Source organism: Mycolicibacterium elephantis DSM 44368 (genome assembly GCF_004014805.1).
GTDB lineage: Bacteria > Actinomycetota > Actinomycetes > Mycobacteriales > Mycobacteriaceae > Mycobacterium > Mycobacterium elephantis.
The window spans coordinates 45,756-63,131 of sequence record NZ_ATDN01000017.1; the positions used below are offsets into that span (position 1 = coordinate 45,756).

General features: G+C 64.8%; 16 protein-coding genes. 10 read left to right on the forward strand and 6 right to left on the reverse strand.

Features of this window, described 5'->3' with window-relative positions; genetic code table 11:
• Window positions 1-7: 7 nt before the first annotated feature.
• The 8 genes from MELE44368_RS13360 (at window position 8) to lipA (ending at window position 7,194) form a co-directional block, all read left to right on the forward strand.
• A complete protein-coding gene (locus MELE44368_RS13360) occupies window positions 8-1,150 on the forward strand; it encodes an acyl-CoA dehydrogenase family protein (protein ID WP_128108932.1) in 1,143 nt (380 codons plus the stop codon).
• A 166-nt stretch (window positions 1,151-1,316) separates the two neighbouring features.
• Complete coding sequence (locus tag MELE44368_RS13365; protein ID WP_128108933.1) at window positions 1,317-2,642, forward strand: aromatic ring-hydroxylating oxygenase subunit alpha; 1,326 nt, start codon at window positions 1,317-1,319, stop codon at window positions 2,640-2,642.
• A gap of 48 nt (window positions 2,643-2,690) precedes the next feature.
• Complete coding sequence (locus tag MELE44368_RS13370) at window positions 2,691-2,999, forward strand: 2Fe-2S iron-sulfur cluster-binding protein (protein ID WP_241566608.1); 309 nt, start codon at window positions 2,691-2,693, stop codon at window positions 2,997-2,999.
• The gene (locus MELE44368_RS13375) at window positions 2,996-3,880 is read left to right on the forward strand and encodes a class I SAM-dependent methyltransferase (RefSeq protein ID WP_128108935.1); all 885 of its coding nucleotides are present in this window, start codon (window positions 2,996-2,998) and stop codon (window positions 3,878-3,880) included. Before MELE44368_RS13370 ends, MELE44368_RS13375 begins: the two co-directional genes overlap by 4 nt.
• Before the next feature lie 104 nt (window positions 3,881-3,984).
• A complete protein-coding gene (locus MELE44368_RS13380) occupies window positions 3,985-4,959 on the forward strand; it encodes a thiamine pyrophosphate-dependent dehydrogenase E1 component subunit alpha (RefSeq protein ID WP_128108936.1) in 975 nt (324 codons plus the stop codon).
• A gap of 21 nt (window positions 4,960-4,980) precedes the next feature.
• On the forward strand, window positions 4,981-6,006 hold the full coding sequence (locus tag MELE44368_RS13385; RefSeq protein ID WP_128108937.1) for an alpha-ketoacid dehydrogenase subunit beta: 1,026 nt from the start codon (window positions 4,981-4,983) through the stop codon (window positions 6,004-6,006).
• A gap of 7 nt (window positions 6,007-6,013) precedes the next feature.
• A complete protein-coding gene (locus tag MELE44368_RS13390) occupies window positions 6,014-6,247 on the forward strand; it encodes a biotin/lipoyl-containing protein (RefSeq protein WP_128108938.1) in 234 nt (77 codons plus the stop codon).
• Between the two features lie 8 nt (window positions 6,248-6,255).
• Window positions 6,256-7,194, forward strand: a complete 939-nt coding sequence (gene lipA, locus MELE44368_RS13395; protein ID WP_128108939.1) for a lipoyl synthase — start codon at window positions 6,256-6,258, stop codon at window positions 7,192-7,194.
• A gap of 265 nt (window positions 7,195-7,459) precedes the next feature.
• Here the strand turns inward: lipA and MELE44368_RS13400 are convergent, their stop codons facing one another.
• From MELE44368_RS13400 to MELE44368_RS13425, 6 genes are all read right to left on the reverse strand, one after another.
• Window positions 7,460-9,937, reverse strand: coding sequence for a carboxymuconolactone decarboxylase family protein (locus MELE44368_RS13400; RefSeq protein WP_128108940.1), 2,478 nt, complete (start codon window positions 9,935-9,937; stop codon window positions 7,460-7,462).
• A 455-nt stretch (window positions 9,938-10,392) separates the two neighbouring features.
• Window positions 10,393-12,540, reverse strand: a complete 2,148-nt coding sequence (locus tag MELE44368_RS13405) for a 3-hydroxyacyl-CoA dehydrogenase NAD-binding domain-containing protein (protein ID WP_128108941.1) — start codon at window positions 12,538-12,540, stop codon at window positions 10,393-10,395.
• 35 nt (window positions 12,541-12,575) lie between these two features.
• Window positions 12,576-13,787 carry an acetyl-CoA C-acetyltransferase gene (locus MELE44368_RS13410; protein WP_128108942.1) on the reverse strand — a complete coding sequence of 404 codons (1,212 nt, stop codon included), beginning with the start codon at window positions 13,785-13,787 and terminating at the stop codon, window positions 12,576-12,578.
• Between the two features lie 154 nt (window positions 13,788-13,941).
• Window positions 13,942-14,445, reverse strand: a complete 504-nt coding sequence (locus MELE44368_RS13415; protein ID WP_128108943.1) for a CAP domain-containing protein — start codon at window positions 14,443-14,445, stop codon at window positions 13,942-13,944.
• Between the two features lie 14 nt (window positions 14,446-14,459).
• Window positions 14,460-14,966, reverse strand: a complete 507-nt coding sequence (locus tag MELE44368_RS13420; protein WP_128108944.1) for a hypothetical protein — start codon at window positions 14,964-14,966, stop codon at window positions 14,460-14,462.
• Window positions 14,947-15,471: an Rv1363c family protein gene (locus MELE44368_RS13425; protein WP_128108945.1), complete on the reverse strand. Its 525-nt coding sequence runs from the start codon at window positions 15,469-15,471 to the stop codon at window positions 14,947-14,949. The genes MELE44368_RS13420 and MELE44368_RS13425 overlap by 20 nt, the downstream gene beginning before the upstream one ends.
• Before the next feature lie 309 nt (window positions 15,472-15,780).
• Here MELE44368_RS13425 and MELE44368_RS13430 point away from each other — a divergent pair, with 309 nt between their 5' ends.
• Both MELE44368_RS13430 and MELE44368_RS13435 read left to right on the forward strand, forming a co-directional pair.
• The gene (locus MELE44368_RS13430; protein WP_128108993.1) at window positions 15,781-16,518 is read left to right on the forward strand and encodes an MlaE family ABC transporter permease; all 738 of its coding nucleotides are present in this window, start codon (window positions 15,781-15,783) and stop codon (window positions 16,516-16,518) included.
• The gene (locus MELE44368_RS13435) at window positions 16,518-17,372 is read left to right on the forward strand and encodes an ABC transporter permease (protein ID WP_128108946.1); all 855 of its coding nucleotides are present in this window, start codon (window positions 16,518-16,520) and stop codon (window positions 17,370-17,372) included. Before MELE44368_RS13430 ends, MELE44368_RS13435 begins: the two co-directional genes overlap by 1 nt.
• The last annotated feature ends 4 nt before the right edge of the window (window positions 17,373-17,376 follow it).

Here is a 17,376-nt window from a genome sequence, read left to right on the forward strand (position 1 = left end):
ATCCAGCATGAGACGGTCGATCTTCGAGCCGGAGCACGAACAGCTCAGGCAGACGGCCCGACGCTACATCGAGCGCGAAGTGGCGCCGAACGCCGAGAAGTGGGAGGCGAACGGCATCGTCGACCGGTCGGCGTACAGCGCGGCAGGGCGCTACGGTCTGATCGGCTTCAACATGCCCGAGGAGTATGGCGGCGGGGGATCTGACGACTTTCGGTTCAACGCCGTGATCGTCGAGGAACTCGCCAAGTTCGGGTTTCTGACCCCGGCACTAAGCGTGCACAACGACATCGTCGGTCCATACTTCAAGTCCCTGGCCACACCCGAACAGAAGGAGCGGTGGCTGCCGGGTTACACAACCGGGGAGCTCATCGGGGCGATTGCGATGAGTGAACCGTCCGCCGGCAGCGATCTGGCTGGCATCCGTACGACCGCGGTTCGGTCCGGGCCGGACTGGATCCTCAGCGGGTCCAAGACGTTCATCTCCGCCGGTATCAACAGCGACTTGGTGATCGTGGTGGCGCGCACCGACCCGGCCGCCGGCCATAAAGGCTTCTCATTGTTGGTCGTCGAACGCGGTATGGCCGGCTTCGAGCGTGGTCGCAAACTCGACAAGATGGGGCAGCCAGCGCAGGACACCGCCGAACTCAGCTTCACCGACGTCCGTATTCCGGCCGCCAACCTCCTCGGTGAGGAGAACCGCGGCTTCTATCACCTCATGGAAAACCTGCCGTCCGAACGGCTCTCGATCGCTGTCGCGGCCGTTGCGGGTGCACGTGAGACATTGCGAACCACCCTGCAGTACGCCAGGGACCGCACCGCGTTCGGGCAGCCGATCGGGAGTTTCCAGCACAACCGGTTCGTCCTTGCTGAACTCGATACCGAGCTCGACATCGCACAGCAGTATGTCGACCGATGTCTGCAGGCGGTGGCAGACGGGGATTTCAACGCTGTCGACGCGGCCAAGGTCAAATGGTGGAGCACCGAACTGGCCAAGCGTGTGGTGGACGCCTGTTTGCAGCTCCACGGCGGATACGGATACATGAACGAGTACAAGGTGGCCAAGGACTTCGTCGACACCCGGATCCAGACGATATACGGCGGGACCACTGAGGTCATGAAGGACCTCATCGGTCGCAGCCTCGGGCTATGAACGTAGAGCCGGAAAAGCATTGGTACAAAGCATGATCGAATAAACCTTACTGCGGTCGTCATTTGAAAATTCGCGTGTTGTATGGCAGACGGGAATCGGGTGCACTTGAGGCGACATCGGATCCGGAACAAGAACCGGCGCCGGTGAGTGATAGGAGAACCTTTCGATGACAGCCACCGCTCAACCCGGGACACAGCGCGACTACCGCAGTACTGGACCGGAACTCGGGATTCGTGACCGGTACACCTCGGCCGACTTCGCCAGGCTGGAGAACGAGAAGCTGTGGCCGCGAGTCTGGCAGGTGGCTTGCCGGATCGAAGAAGTCGAGAATCCCGGCGACTTCTGTGAGTATCAGATCGGTGATCAGTCGATCCTGATCGTGCGCACCGAGGCCGGGGAGATCAAGGCCCTGCACAACGTGTGCCAACACCGCGGCATGCGCCTCAAGGACGGCAGGGGATCGACCCGCGAGATTCGGTGCCGGTCGCACTCCTGGTGCTGGAATCTCGATGGGTCGCTCAAGGAAGTCATCGACCCGCAGGACTTCGACCGGAACGCCATCTCGCCACAGGCCCTACGACTCCCCGAGTGCAAGGTGGAAGTGTGGGCGGGCTTCGTCTTCATCAACATGGACCAGAACGCGGCGCCACTACACGAGTTTTTGGGTCCGGTGCGGGAACGGGTGGAGCACTATGGAATTCACAAGATGGTGTGCACACGGCTGAGATCCGCGGTGGTGGACTGTAACTGGAAGCTGGGCCACGAAGCGTTCATCGAAACCTACCACGCCGTCGGTACCCATCCGCAGGCCCTACGGTACCTCGACGATACGGGGATGATCTACGAGCAGCACGGCGATCATGGAATGCACCGGATCAAGCCGGGCAACGTTGGCCGACCGAGCGCTCGGCTTGGTGATGATGTCGGGGACCGCAAGGACATCCTGCTGGCTCTGACGGCTGACCTGGCCGAGTTTGATTACTACAACGAGGCCGATGTCGAGATGGCCAACGCGCTGCTGGACACCGCGATGGCGCTGCCCGAAGACGTCAGCATGGGTACCTTTTTTGCCGACGTTCGGCGTCAGCAAGCCAAGGCCGAAGGCATTGATCTCAGCGGCTTCGACGATTCCGAGCTGCTAGCCGGTGAACTGTGGAACATCTTCCCGAACTTCACCATTCCGTGCAACGCGGGCAACGCGCTGATCCTGCGGTTCACCCCCAACGGCCTCAACCACGAACAGTGCATCATCGATATCTATTACATGAAGCTCTTCGCCGACGGTGCCGAACGTCCGCCTATGGAGTTCGAGTTCTACGAAGACTGGCGTGACACCAAGGCCTGGGGCACTGTGGCGATGCAGGACTTCACGAACCTGCCGTACTGGCAGCGCGGTGTGCACTCCTGTGGCTTCCGCGGCCCGCTGTGGGGACGGCCGGACGGCAACGTGAGCAACCTGCACCGGGCTCTGTCCGAATATCTGGCGAAGTGACGGTGGATGGCCTGCCGCTCGGCACCGACTGAAAACCACTGCGTTCGGGTGGACCCCGTCGGTGCCGTGCTCACCATCGCCGAGGGCGAGACGATCATGGACGCGGCGGTGCGCAGCGGATACCGCTGGCCGACACTGTGTCACGGCGACGGTACGTGCTCGATCTGCTGGGTGGAGGTGACGACAGGGGAGGAACACCTGTCCCACCCCGGTTCCAGGGAAATCGAAACGGTCGAGATGCTGTTGGCTCGCAGGGGATCGGCGGGTCGCATCCGGCTCGCCTGCCAGGCCCGGGTCAGCGGGGATGTCACGGTGCGAAAGAACGGTGTCCGTCCACTGCAGGGCGACGCGCGATGACCCAGTCCCGCGCTGATTGGGACCCCGGATCCGGTCTCGGACTGACCGCCACCGAGGCGGCTGCCGCGCGAGCCGCCGCGGCCAAAAGACAAGACCCACTGATCATCGACCCCTACGCCGAGCCATTGGTATCAGCCGTCGGCGTCGAATTCTTCACACGGCTCGCCGCCGGAGAACTCGACGAGTCCGGCTTCGCCCTGCCAGGCATGGTGGACTGGGTCGCCACGCGGAGCAGGTTCTTCGACGACTTCCTCACCGCGAGCCAGCACGCCGGAACGACCCAGGTCGTGATCATCGGAGCAGGACTCGACTCCCGGGCCTACCGGTTGCCCTGGTCGCCCGGTGCCACGCTGTACGAGTTGGACCTCGCCGAGGTGTTGAGCTTCAAGACCCGGACGATGACCAATCTTGGCGTGCACCCTCGGGTCGACCACCGTGTCGTCGGGGTGGACCTGCGCGATGATTGGGTCACGGTTCTCCGCCACAACGGCTTCGACGACACGGTGCCCACCGCATGGAGTGCCGAAGGGCTCATGCCCTATCTGCCGGCGACGGCCCGCCTCCGGCTCCTCGACGGGGTCGCCGCGCTCAGCCCCGCTGGCAGCAGGTTCGCCGCCGATACGGTGGTCGACGTCAACAAACTCAGGGAAAGGATCGCGGGATCACCCGGTACGAACGTGCGATCCGTCGAGCATCGGCTCGATACATCCACGGCGGCAGCTGTTTCGGGACGCGAGATGGTCGCAGATCATTTCCAGGCACATCGATGGGCAGCGACGAGCTTCACCGCCGCCGCGGTTTTCGCAACCTATGGGGTCCCGACTCCCACCGTGGACGTCATCACGGCTATCGAATTCGTGACCGCGATTCGCAGTACCTGATCACACCGCCGTCATCTGGAAGCATTTGAAATTCGGTGCGTTGTCTCGCGTTCCGTCGGCCACGAAGGTGTACATGCGAACCACGACGTGAAGGAGACCTGGGCATGGACAGCGCGACGCGACTCGACCTGTACCGGATGATGCGGTTGATCCGAACCTACGAGGAGGCGATCCTTCGCGAATACCACCTCGACAAGAAGCCAAGCTTCAACATCGCGATGGGACAGATTCCCGGCGAGATGCACCTGTCGACCGGGCAGGAACCGGTGCCGGCAGGCTTCTGCGCGCATCTGAGGCGAGAGGATGCCATCACCGGGCCGCACCGTCCGCACGGCTGGGCGCTTGCCAAGGGCGTCGACATCGACAAGATGACCGCCGAGATATTCGGGCGCGTAGACGGTCTCGGCAAGGGCCGAGGCGGGCACATGCACCTGTTCGACCAGGAGACACACTTTTCCTGCTCGGGAATCATCGCCGAAGGGCTGCCAACCGCCCTCGGCATCGCAATGGTCTTCAAACGGGAGGGAGCCGGACGGGTGGCGCTGGCCGCCACCGGCGATGGCGCAGCGAACCAGGGCGCCTTCCACGAGTCGCTCAACCTCGCGGCCCTGTGGAACCTTCCGGTTGTCTTCGTGATCGAAGACAACGGCTGGGGGGTCTCTGTGGCCAAGAAGCAGTCGACCGCGATTGCCTCCAACGCCGACCGCGCCGTGGCCTACGGAATGCCGGGGGTCCTGGTCAAGGACAACGACGTGGAGGCCATCTATGACGCGGCCGGCGAAGCGATCACCCGCGCCCGCAACGGCGGCGGCCCCACCTTGATCGAAGTCGAGACGCTGCGACTGTGGGGGCACTTCGAAGGCGACGCCCAGGTGTACCGGCCTGACCTCGAAGGTGTCGCCGCAGCCGATCCCCTTCCGGCATATGAGAAACGGCTGCGCGATTCCGCTGTGCTCAGTGCCGACACGGCGGCCGAAATCGAAGCGTGGGCGGTCGAGAAAGTCGAGAGCGCAATCCGGTTCGCCAAAGGCTCGCCGGTCCCTGATCCGGCCACAGCCCGTGACTACCAGTTCGTCTAGACCTCACGCAAAGGAGCAGACATGACCACCAGCGTACGCGCAACGCGGAAGTTGACAGTCTCCAAGGCGATGGTCGAAGCCATCTCCTCGGAGATGGAGCGCGACCCATCGGTGTTCGTAATGGGCGAGGATATCGGCCCGTTCGGTGGGGTCTTCGACCAGACTGCCGGCTTGATCGACCGGTTCGGTCCGGAGCGGGTGATCGACACGCCGATCTCGGAGACCGGCTTCATCGGCGCCGCCGTCGGTGCGGCGATCGAGGGAATGCGGCCGATCGTGGAGTTGATGTTCGTCGACTTCTTCGGTGTCTGCATGGATCAGATCTACAACCACATGGCTAAAATTCATCTGCTTTCTGGAGGCAACATCAGGGTGCCTCTGGTGCTGATGTCGGCCGTCGGCGGCGGTTATTCGGACGGCGCACAACATTCGCAGTGCCTGTGGGGCACCTTCGCGCACCTGCCGGGAATGAAGGTCGTGGTACCGAGTTCGCCCGCCGACGCCAAGGGCATGATGATCGCGGCGATCCGCGATGACAACCCGGTCGTCTACATGTTCCACAAGGGCATCATGGGGCTGTCCTGGATGGCCAAGACCAGTCGCTCCCTTGGCCCGGTCCCTCGGGACTCCTACGAGATCGACTTGGGCAAGGCCAACGTCGTCCGGCCTGGCACCGACATCTCGATCGTCACCCTGTCGCTGTCGGTGCACCATTCCCTCGATGTCGCCGACGAACTGGCCAATGACGGGATCGACTGCGAGGTGGTGGATCTGCGCAGCCTGGTGCCGCTCGATACCGACACCGTCCTCGAGTCGGTAGCCAAGACCGGCCGCATGCTCGTGGTCGATGAGGACTATGAGTCATTCGGACTCTCCGGTGAGATCATCGCCCGCGTCACCGAACGCGACCCGAAACTGTTCACGGTTCCGCCGGCCCGTGTTTGCGTCCCCGATGTGTCGTTGCCCTATGCCCGGCCACTCGAGCTGGCCGTGCTCCCCACCCCTGAGCGCATCCGCGCCGCTGTGGTCGAGATGATGAGGAAATAGAGAATCCATGAGAGACGTCTTGTTCCCCCCGATGTCGGAGAATGACCCGGACGCCGAGGGGGTGGTGTCCACCTGGTTCGTCGCCGACGGGGACGAAGTCATCGAGGGTGACCTGATCGCCGAAGTGGCCGTAGACAAGGCCGACATGGAAATCGTTGCCCCCCAGTCAGGCACGATCACGCTGCTGGTCGCCGAAGACCAGGGTGTGCAACAGGCCAGCCCGATCGCCAGGATCTCCTAGCCGGGGCCGTGGCCGTCACCCCGGGCGGACGCCGGTTGTTGCGGTTGGAGGTGCGCAACGCACACACCCCGATCGAGGACAAACCGCCGTGGATCAGAATCCGGGCCCACATGGGACCGGAGTACACCGAGCTGCGTGACCTGGTGAGCCGCGAAAACCTGCATACCGTGTGCCAGGAAGCGGGCTGCCCCAACATCTTCGAATGCTGGGAGGACCGGGAGGCGACGTTTCTTATCGGCGGAAATCAATGCAGTCGGCGCTGCGACTTCTGCCAGATCGACACGGGCAGACCGGCGCCGCTCGATCGCGACGAACCGCGCCGGGTGGCCGAGAGCGTGCAGGCGATGGGTCTGCGGTATGCAACGGTCACCGGCGTCGCGCGCGATGATCTGCCCGATGGCGGCGCGTGGCTCTACGCCCAGACTGTCCGCGAGATCAAGACGCTGAACCCCGCCACCGGTGTGGAGTTGCTCATCCCTGACTTCAACGCCGAGGCAGCCTTACTCGATAAGGTATTTCGGACGCGACCAGAAGTGCTGGCACACAACCTGGAAACGGTTCCGCGGATCTTCAGGCGGATCCGGCCGGCCTTCGGCTACCGGCGCAGCCTCGACGTCCTTGCAGCCGCCCACGACGCCGGCTTGGTCACCAAATCGAACCTCATCCTCGGACTCGGGGAAGCCACCGGTGAGGTTCACCAGGCTTTGCGGGACCTGCGAGGGGCGGGATGTGACATCGTCACCATCACCCAGTACCTGCGACCGTCACCGCGGCATCATCCGGTCGACCGCTGGGTACACCCGGACGAGTTCGCCGACTTCGCCACCTATGCTGAGGGTCTCGGATTCGCTGGTGTGCTAGCCGGGCCGCTCGTGCGGTCGTCCTACCGCGCCGGCCGACTGTACGCTCGGGCGGTGCAACTGCGTGAGGAAAACTCAACGGGCTAGCCTCGATTTCTTCGGACCGCACCATCCATCTGGCTATGGGCGGTCAACAGGTGGCGTTCGGGTCGACGATCACCCAGCTGCCCACCCCGGGTAACGGCAATTCCAAGTTTTGCCAAGTAGGACAGATACTTCCGTGCATTACAGACCCATGTCACGGGCCAATTCATGACATGTCGATGATCGTCCGCGACACCACCTTCTGTATCGGAGCTACGGGTTCGGGCCCCCGCAGTTCCGGTACAGAAGTTGGTGTGGACGACGTTGGCTACGGCTGCTCCGGCGGAACCGGAATCGCGAAGACGTTCAACGTGGCCGAGGCGCCGAGATAGGTGCCGGCCAGGTTGACCAGGTCGACGAGCCCGCGTTGCCCGAATGCCGCTTCAGCTGCGTGGTAGGTGTCATTGCTGACACGGTAGGTCGACACCAGTTCCTGGACGAACTGGGCGGCGATCAGCTCGTCGCCGGACAATCCCACCGCCGGCTCTCCGCTGGCAAGCGCGTCGATCGCATCCTGAGGAACCCCGACCATCTGCGCGGCAAGCTTGTGGGCGTAGAGCTCATATCCCGAACCCCACTGCCCGCCGACGGACAGAATGATGATCTCCTTGACCCTCGGCGACAGCGTCGAGGCGGCGAACGCGTTGCCGACGTCGAAGAGCGCCCCACCGATCGTCGGGTTGTACAGATAGGAGTTCAGCGGGCCGATCAGCTGTCCCTCCGGGGACAGCAGTTGAATCCCGGTGGCCTGCTGTGTCGGGATCGCGACCGCCTTGATCTGCGCCGCGAGCTCGAGTTGTGCCGGGGTTGCCGTGCTCAGGTCGAGCAACGGCAGCCGCCCGCCCAGACCGTACTCGTCGCTGGGCGGCACCGGTGACGGCGGAGCCGGCGGGATGGGGGCGGCGAACTGGTCCGGCCCCTGCACCTCGAATGCGTTGAGCAGTGCCGAGGCGCCAAGGTACGTACCGGCCAGATTGGCCATGTCGACCACGCCCGCCTGCCCGAATGCCTCCACCGCCGCGGCGTAGGTTGCGTCGCTGACCCGGTGCGTCGACACCAGTTCCTGAACGAACTGGGCGGCGACCAATTCGTTGCCGGTGAGGCCCGCCGGGGCCTGGCCGTTGGCCAGGGAGTCGATCGCCTCGGCATCGATGCCGTACAGCTGCGCGGCCTTCACATGTGCATAGAGCTCGTACTCGGATCCCCACTGTCCACCGACGGACAGAATGATGATCTCCTTGACGCGCGCAGGCAGACTCGACGAGGCAAAGGTGTTGCCCACGTTGAAGATCGCCTGGCCGATCACCGGGTTGTACAGATAGGCGTTGAGCGGTCCGACGAGTCGTCCGTCGACATCCTCGAGTTGAATGCCGGTTACCGCTTGGATCGGAAGCCCGAGCTCTTTCATCAGCGCAATCAATTTCAGCTGTTCGGGCGTGGCGGTGTCAGGGTCGATGATGGGCAGCCGACCACCCAGGCCGCCGGCGCCGCCGATACCGCCGTCGGCACCGGCCGTACCGAACGCGCCGATGGCACCGTCGAGACCGGCCTGGCCGAACAAGCCGCCCGCACCTCCGGATCCGCCGATGCCGGCAAGTCCGGCCGCACCGCCGATACCGCCGACGCCACCCGCCGCGCCGCTGTCGGTGAGCTTGCCGCCGGGCAGCGTGATCACGCTCGCGCCCCCTGTGCCACCGAACCCGCCGGCGCCCCCGGAGCCGGCCGCGCCGCCCGCGCCGCCGTCGCCGCCGTGGCCGAACATCAGCGACCCCGTGCCGCCCGCGCCGCCCGCGCCTCCGGTTCCGCCCGTGCCTCCGTTGCCGCCGACGCCACCGTCATCGCCGCTGTCCTCTGCCGCGTCGACGCCATGTGCCCCGGCACCGCCGTTGCCTCCGGCGCCGCCGGATCCACCGTTGCCGCCATGTCCCCACCACAGGCCGGCGTTTCCGCCGGCGCCACCATCGCCGCCCGCGGTGCCGTCCCCGCCGCGGCCCCCGTTGACTCCGGTGACACCAGCGGTGCCGCTCAACCCGGCGCCCCCGGCGCCGCCCGTGCCGCCGTTGCCGAACAGCAGGCCCGCGTTGCCGCCCCTGCCGCCCGTCGCGCCCGCACCGCCGTTTCCGCCGTTGCCGCCGTGGCCCCAGAACAGGCCGCCGTTGCCACCGTTGCCGCCTGCGACGCCGGGGGTGCTGCTCGACCAACCGGCACCGCCGTTGCCGAACAGCCAGCCGCCGCCGACGCCGTGCGGGTTGGCCTCGGTGCCCGCAGCACCGTTACAGATCAACCCGCACCTGCCGCCCACGGCGAACATCGTGTTGACGTGAAAGAGAATCCCGGCGCCGACGGACGGCGACGCCGGGTTGCCGATCGACTGCGCACCGAGCTGGTGCGCCGCCTGCAGCAGAGGATTGAGAGGTGAGGAGTACTGTGCTGTACCGGGTTTGCTGTCCGATCCGGCGAATCTCAGTGCGTTCGAAGGGACAGGCGACGTGGCTGCCCCTGTCGTGTCGTCGTGCGACGCACTTGCCGACGTGGGGGTTGATCGTGATTGAGACGACGAATTCAGCGGGGGAGCTGTGCTTGTGTCGTCCTGATCGTCGACCTCGATGCCCGGTTCGACGTCATCTGAGTAGTCCGTATCGGTGTCTTCCGTCTCCTCGACATCGTCGGTGTCCGAGTCGGTTTCGTCCTCCGCTTTTGCATCGGTTTCGTCGCTGGAGCCGCCGCCGTTCTGCTGTGCCGACACCGTCGATTTCGGGCCCTCGTCCGGCGATGAGGTGATCGTGCTGTGCTGCGCTGAGCCGGTCGACGAATGATCCTCATCCGAGGAACCCGCCTTAGGCGCGACTTCGGAAGCCGTAGCGGAGTCTGTGCCGGTGTCCGACGGCTCTGCTGCGGCGACTCCTTGGCCCGCGACTAGGGCGACACTCAACCCGGCGGCCACCGCGCCTGCTCGCACCCAGCGCCTGCGAGTCCGGTGCCCATCCTCACCGGCGGCCATAACCTCCGCTGCCTTGCCGAAAGCTGTTGAGCACAAGATGGTGTCATCGTCAGAGCGGACGATTCGATCGGTGTGGGGCACGGGTCCAGTCGTCGCAGAAATGGTGATCAACTCCTCGCTCGATGAGCATTGCCTCGCGGGGTCGCGGGGATCACCCCTTATTAACGGGAGCGTCGGTCTGGGTTTCAACGGGAGGTTATTCAAATGGTCAGCGGTGCGACCGCGCTGAGTGACGGCGGGCACGCGAAGCGAAACCCGAACTTGTTCTCGAGCTCGCGGGCGCGGGCGACGAACCCGGCTGGTCCTCCGGGATACCCGGCGACGAACTGGGCGGCGCCACCGGTCCAGACCGGAAATCCGATGCCGAGAATCGAGCCGACGTTCGCGTCGGCGGTCGAGCGCAGCAGCCCGCTTTCCAGGCACCGGGCGGTGTCGATCGCCTCGGCGAACAACAGCCGGTCGATCAGCTCCTGCAGGTCGTCTGCGGGCCGGCTCGGACGGAAGCGCTCCTCGAGCCCCTGCCACAGACCCGCCCGTCGCCCGTCGGTGTAGTCATAGAACCCCGCCCCGGCAGCCCGCCCGGGCCGGCATGCGCCGTCGATCATCACTCCCAGCACCGCATCGCCGGGGTGCTCGACGAACGTGGCGCCGGTCGTCTGCGCCTCGTCGCGGAACTGGCCGAAGATCTTATGCGGCAGGGTGAGGGTGAGCTCATCCAGCAGCGCAAGTGTGCCGACGGGGTATCCGGCCTGTAGGGACGCCTGCTCGATCGATATCGGCGAGAGCCCTTCACCCACCATCGCGGCGGCTTCGAGCAACCGGGCCAGGATGACACGGCTGGTGAAGAATCCGCGCGCGTCGCCGACCACAATCGGTGTCTTGCCGAGTTGTCGCACGATGTCGAATGCCTTGGCAAGGGTGGCGTCGCTGGTTCGGTGCCCGACGATGATCTCGACGAGATCCATCCGTTCGACGGGGGAGAAGAAGTGTAACCCGATGAAATCGGCTGGCCGGTCGACGCTTTCAGCCAACCCGGTGATCGGAAGTGTCGAGGTGTTCGAGGCGATGACCGCGTCATCGGCGACGACCTCGATGATCTCTGCCAACACGTCGGCTTTGAGCTCGGGATCTTCAAACACCGCCTCGATGACCAGATCACATCCGGTGAGGTCGGCCAGATCGCCGGTGGCGGTGATCCGGGCGAGTACCGCATCGGCGTCGTCCTGGCTGCGCCTGCCCGCAGAGACCTGCTTGGCGAGCACCCTCTCGGCGTACCCTCTGCCCCTGCGTGCGCGATTCGCGTCGACGTCCTTGAGCTTCACCTGCAGCCCCGCCAACGCGCACGTCAGCGCGATACCTCCGCCCATCATGCCCGCGCCGAGCACGGCCACCGAGCGGGCCGTGTGCCGCGGAAAGCCTTGCGGCCTACTGGCGCCCGAACGCACGGTCTGGCGGTCGAAGAACGTGCCCTGGATGATGTTGGTGGAGATCTGACCGGTCGCCAGTTCGACGAAGTAGCGCGTCTCCACCGCAAGCGCGGTGTCGACGTCGACGGCTGCGCTCTCCACCGCGGCGGCCAGGATCGCCGACTGTGCGGGCATCGGCGAACCCTTGTGCTCTGCGCGTAATCTCGCCGGTCGCGCGCTCAAGGTGGCTTGCACGGCGTCATCGCGGGTATGGCCACCGGGTACCGCGTCGTCGCCGTCCCAAGGCTGGCGGGCGTCGGGATGAGCCAGGATCCAGGCACGGGCCCGATCTGCCAGGTCCTCCGTATCGGAGGCGAGTTCGTCGATGATCCCAAGCGCCAGCGCTTCTGCCGGACCGAACTGGCTCCCGGGCAGCAGCACCTTGTCCAGCGCGACGTCGAGGCCCAACATTCGGACCGTGCGCACCACTCCGCCCGCGCCGGGCAGCAGGCCCAGCGTGACCTCCGGCAGACCGAGGCGGACCGCCGGGTCGTTCAGGGCGATGCGGTAGTGACAGGCCAGCGCAAGTTCGAGGCCGCCGCCGAGCGCGGTGCCGTTGAGGGCAGCGACTACTGGGACGCCGATCCGTTCCAGTTCGCGGAGCTGGCCTTTGATTCTGGCGGTCGATGCGCTGAATCGAGCGGCGTCATCGGGCATGGCCGCCAGCAGGTCATGCAGGTCGCCGCCGGCGAAAAACGTCGGCTTGCCGGAGGTGACGATGACACCGGTGAGCGAATCGCCCATCTCGGACAGTTTCGACAGGACACGGTCGAAAGAGGCGAGGTAGGCGGCGTTCATCGTGTTGACCGCCTGTGTGGGATCGTCGAACGTCAACGTGACGATGCCGTTGTCTTGGGACCAGCCGATTATGTTATCGGGCACGTGTTTCCTCTCGGGCAAGGGGTAAGTGAGGGGGGTCAAGCCAGTTCGACGATCGTGGCGATCCCCATTCCGCCACCTACGCACAACGTGATCAGACCGCGGCGTTGATCGCGGCGTTCGAGTTCGTCGACGATGGTCGAGATCAGCATCGCCCCGGTGGCGCCGAGGGGATGACCGAGCGCGATGGCACCGCCGTTGACGTTGACGATGTCGTGGGGCACACCAAGGTCTTTCATGAATCGCAGGACCACCGACGCGAATGCTTCGTTGATCTCGACGAGGTCGATGTCGTCGATGGTCAATCCGGCGACGGAGAGGGCCTTGCGGCTCGCCGGGGCAGGTCCCGTCAACATGATGGTGGGGTCGGCTCCGCTGACTGCGGTGGCGACGATACGGGCCCGCGGTGTCAAACCCAGTCTCGCGCCGACGCTCTGACTTCCCAGCAGCACCAGTGCCGCCCCGTCCACGATGCCCGAACTGTTGCCACCGGTGTGGACATGGTCGATGCTCTCGACCCAGTGGTACTTCTGCAGTGCCACCGCATCGAAACCGGCCTCCCGGCCCAGCGTCGCGAACGCCGGCTTCAGCGATGACAGCGATTCCACGGTCGTTCCGGGCCGCAGGTGCTCGTCGTGGTCGAGAACGGTCAGGCCGTTGCGGTCCAGAACGGGAATGACAGACTTCTCGAACGCCCCGTTCGCCCAGGCCTTGGCGGCTCTGGCCTGTGATTCGGCGGCATAGGTGTCCACGTCGTGACGGCTGAATCCATCCAACGTGGCGATGAGGTCGGCGCCGATGCCCTGTGGGATGAAGCCGGTGGCGAGGTTGGTCTCCGGATCGTGGGCCCACGCGCCGCCGTCGGAGCCCATCGGCACCCGCGACATGCTTTCCACCCCACCGGCGAGCACCAGGGACTCCCACCCGGAGGCGATCTTCTGCGCTGCAACGTTGACCGCCTCCAGTCCGGATGCACAGAACCGGTTCAACTGCACACCGGCGACAGTGTCCGGGAACCCCGCCGCCAGCGCCGCGATGCGCGCGATGTCGGCACCCTGGTCACCCAGCGGTGTCACGCAGCCGAGCACGATGTCATCGATCAGCCGTGGGTCGAGACTCGCGTTGCGACGCCGAAGCGCCTCGAGGAGCCCGATAACCAGGCTGATCGGTTTGACTCCGGTCAGCGCGCCTCTGCGGTTCTTCCCGCGTGGCGTGCGGATCGCATCGTAAATGAAGACCTCGTTCGGCACGTCGAGCCTTTCACATCGGAGCAGCCGGAAACGTCGGCGCTCCGCGTCGATGCGGTCAGCCGACCGGTGTCGAGCATCGAGATCCTGTATGGCTCATGTCAAGTGAATGATGGCTCGGCTAGCAGTATCTGAAAACATTGCCGTGCAATCTGATTCACTTGGCTTCGGGTTGTCCATACACGGCAACCACCACGGTCCGATCGAGGCTGTTCTCCGACCACACCCCGATTTCGGTGTTGGCGCAGTTCTGCATGGTGGCCAACTTGCGCGGATCGGCATACCACTGCTTGATCAGTTCAAGGCTGCTGATCGCCAGCGCCGGGTTGATGGCCACGGTCTCCTCGACGTTCCCGCGGTAGCCGGCGGCGGCCGCTCTGTCCTGAGGCGTCGATCCGTCTGATCCGAGGTCACCGTCCAGCCAGCGCGAATTAAGCACATCCCGGCTGTGTCGTTGCGCGGCCGACTCCAACTGTGGATTGGCTTTGACGTGGCCAGGACATCCCGCCTTGTACTGCACGATGCTGACCATCTGCCGAACGCTCTTGTTCAGCCGGCTGTTGTCGGCGTGTGCATGCGCGGGCACGGTCGCTGCCAGCGCGACTGTCACCACGGTGACGGCGGACAGCCCTCGAATTGCGGTGCGGGATGCGAAGTTCATCGATGTCGTCCTCGTCACAGCGGGGTGAAATCGGAGACCAGCCACTGTTTGCCGATCTTGTCCAACGTGACCTTCACCGTGGACGTAGTCTGCGTCGGAGGGTCGGTGCCGACGATGGTGGTCTGGTCCACGAACACGAGCACCACCGCGTGCACGTCGGTCGCTTCAATCGACGCGGCCGCGGGCACCGTCGCCGAGGAGATGATCTGCTTCTGGCGCGCCCCGGGAATGACCGTGTCGGCGGTCAGCGACGTGAATACATCCCGGAACCCGCCCGTGAGCCGGTCGCGGACCGCGACGAGGGTCTCCTCGACCGTGTCCGGCCGGTAGGACAACAACGCGACTGTGGTCTCGCTCGCCGCCTGTACCGACTCCGTACTGGCGGTGAGCGCCGCGCGTGCCTCAACGGTTCGCCACTTCAGGTAACCGACGCCAACGGTCAGCAGGAGCGCCACACCGGGGATGAGGACGAAGACCAGGAGCCGCGCCGGTGCATGTCGTTTACGGAATGAATTCCACATCGGACACCTTGGCTTCCCCGTTCACGTCCTGAAGACTGATTCGCATGCGCCACAGTCGCGCCGGCGCCTGCGTGCCGGTGAGCGATGTCTTGACCGAAACCGCGACCAGCACCTCGGCACGGTCGGTGTCGACGGTTTCCAGGCCGACCTCTAGAACCGTACCAACGGTTTTCGACTTGGAACGCTTGACCGTGTCGATGAACGACGCCGACCGCTGCTGAAAGTCCTCGTGGAACTCGCCTGTTGACGTGTCGAGGATCTGCTCGACCTTCGCTTCCACGTCGGTGTCGCTGATCGTGGTCAGTCGTAGCACGCCGTCTCGCCCGGCCGCGAGGAACCGGTCCCGCTGCTTGTGTTCTCGAGCGATCTCGAAATCTTGAACTCCGAACCAGCAGAACAGCGCAGTCAACGCAGCGAGGAGGCCAAGCCCGAACGCAAGGGCGCGCGCCTGCGGGTGTGGCCCGGAGCCGAGCGGCCCCGCCCGATACATCGATCGTCGCCTCACGCTGGTATCCCGTTACGCCTGCCATCGTAGTTTGCTGATACTTCAACCCGACCATCCGGTATGTTCCGCGTTCTGATCAAGCCCGCAGATCTTCAGATGGTGCAACGACCGCCCGTCCGACCGCCCAGAAGTCCAAATGAACTGCGAATATCGGGAGACTTCACCATATGAAACTACCGGTATTGTCCGTCGGGAGCGGCGGTGATGGACTCGCTCCACGATGAAGAGGCTTGCGCCCCTGCGGCGAATGAAGGTTGCTGAAGCCGGGAGGAGCAGGTGGTGACCACCGTCGAGGTGATAACCAGGCCGATGCGATCGGTGGGCGGGTTCTTCGCCACCGCCGTCGACACCCTGGCCCTGATCCCGAAGCCGCCATTCGCGTGGCGGGAATGGATCTTTCAAATGTGGTTCGTGGCCCGGGTCTCCATCATGCCCACGATCATGTTGTCGATCCCGTTCACCGTGCTGTCGGTATTCATCTTCAACATTCTTCTTGTCGAGTTCGGTGCGGCGGATTACTCGGGTGCGGGCGCCGCGTTCGGATCGGTCACCCAAATCGGCCCTCTGGTAACGGTTCTCGTGGTCGCAGGTGCGGCGGCCACAGCGATGTGCGCGGACCTCGGCGCACGCACCATTCGCGAGGAACTCGACGCGATGCGCGTGATGGGGATCAATCCGCTGCAGGCCTTGGTGGTGCCGCGGGTGTTGGCGACCGTGGTCGTGGCGTTGCTGCTCAACTCCGTTGTCGCCGTTGTCGGTGTCGTCGGCGGGTTCTTCTTCTCCGTGTTCGTCCAGAACGTCACGCCGGGGGCCTTCGTCGGCAGTATGACCCTGTTCACCGGGCTCGCCGAAATCGTGATCTCGCTGACCAAGGCGGCGCTGTTCGGCTTCGTGGCCGCGCTGATCGGTTGTTACAAGGGGATATCCGTCGGTGGCGGACCGGCGGGAGTGGGTACCGCGGTCAACGAGACGGTGGTCTTCTCGTTCATGGCGCTATTCGTCATCAACGTGATCGTGACCGCCGTCGGCGTGAAGGCGACGATGTGATGACCAGCAGTCGGCCCAGTACCCTGATGCCTCGGATGCGACGTGCCACCGACGACTTCGCCGCCGGATGGAACCGCATCGGCGTGCAGACCCGGTTCTATGTGAAGACGGTCAGGTCGATCGGTGACGCGGTGGTGCACTACCGGACCGAGATCGCCTGTCAGATCGCGCAAATGAGTCTCGGTGCGGGCGCGCTCGCGGTCGTCGGCGGGACGATCGTGATTGTGGGGTTTCTCACCCTGTCGGCCGGTGCGCTGATCGCGGTGCAGGGATACAACACGCTGGCCGGAGTCGGCGTTGAGGCGTTGACCGGGTTCACGTCCGCCTATCTCAACGTCCGCATCATCGGGCCGCTGACAACGGGAATCGGGCTGGCCGCAACGATCGGCGCCGGTGCCACCGCCCAACTCGGCGCCATGCGCATCGCCGAGGAGATCGACGCCCTCGAGGTGATGGGTGTTCGCGCAATCGCCTACCTGGCGTCCACCCGGCTGCTGGCCGGAATGATCGTGGTGATCCCGCTGTACTGCGTTGCCGTGCTGATGTCCTTCATCGCCGCGCGGGTGGGCACCACCGCGATCTACGGGCAGTCGACCGGTGTCTACGACCACTACTTCACCACCTTCCTCAACCCGGTGGATCTCATCTGGTCCTTCGTGCAGGCGGTGGCGATGGCGATCACCGTCATGGTGATCCACACCTACTACGGGTTCACCGCGGCGGGCGGGCCCGCCGGCGTCGGAGAAGCCGTCGGCCGGGCGGTGCGCGCCTCGCTGATCGTGGTGGTGTTCGTGACCCTTGTCATCTCACTGTCCGTGTATGGACAGTCGGGCAACTTCAACCTCTCCGGGTAGCCCA

Coding starts and splice junctions, on each gene's coding strand:
- MELE44368_RS13360 (WP_128108932.1), top strand. CDS start 8: ATGAGACGGTCGATCTTCGAGCCGGAGCACGAACAGCTCAGGCAGACG.
- MELE44368_RS13365 (WP_128108933.1), top strand. CDS start 1,317: ATGACAGCCACCGCTCAACCCGGGACACAGCGCGACTACCGCAGTACT.
- MELE44368_RS13375 (WP_128108935.1), top strand. CDS start 2,996: ATGACCCAGTCCCGCGCTGATTGGGACCCCGGATCCGGTCTCGGACTG.
- MELE44368_RS13380 (WP_128108936.1), top strand. CDS start 3,985: ATGGACAGCGCGACGCGACTCGACCTGTACCGGATGATGCGGTTGATC.
- MELE44368_RS13385 (WP_128108937.1), top strand. CDS start 4,981: ATGACCACCAGCGTACGCGCAACGCGGAAGTTGACAGTCTCCAAGGCG.
- MELE44368_RS13390 (WP_128108938.1), top strand. CDS start 6,014: ATGAGAGACGTCTTGTTCCCCCCGATGTCGGAGAATGACCCGGACGCC.
- MELE44368_RS13415 (WP_128108943.1), bottom strand. CDS start 14,445: ATGAACTTCGCATCCCGCACCGCAATTCGAGGGCTGTCCGCCGTCACC.
- MELE44368_RS13420 (WP_128108944.1), bottom strand. CDS start 14,966: ATGTGGAATTCATTCCGTAAACGACATGCACCGGCGCGGCTCCTGGTC.
- MELE44368_RS13430 (WP_128108993.1), top strand. CDS start 15,781: ATGCGATCGGTGGGCGGGTTCTTCGCCACCGCCGTCGACACCCTGGCC.
- MELE44368_RS13435 (WP_128108946.1), top strand. CDS start 16,518: ATGACCAGCAGTCGGCCCAGTACCCTGATGCCTCGGATGCGACGTGCC.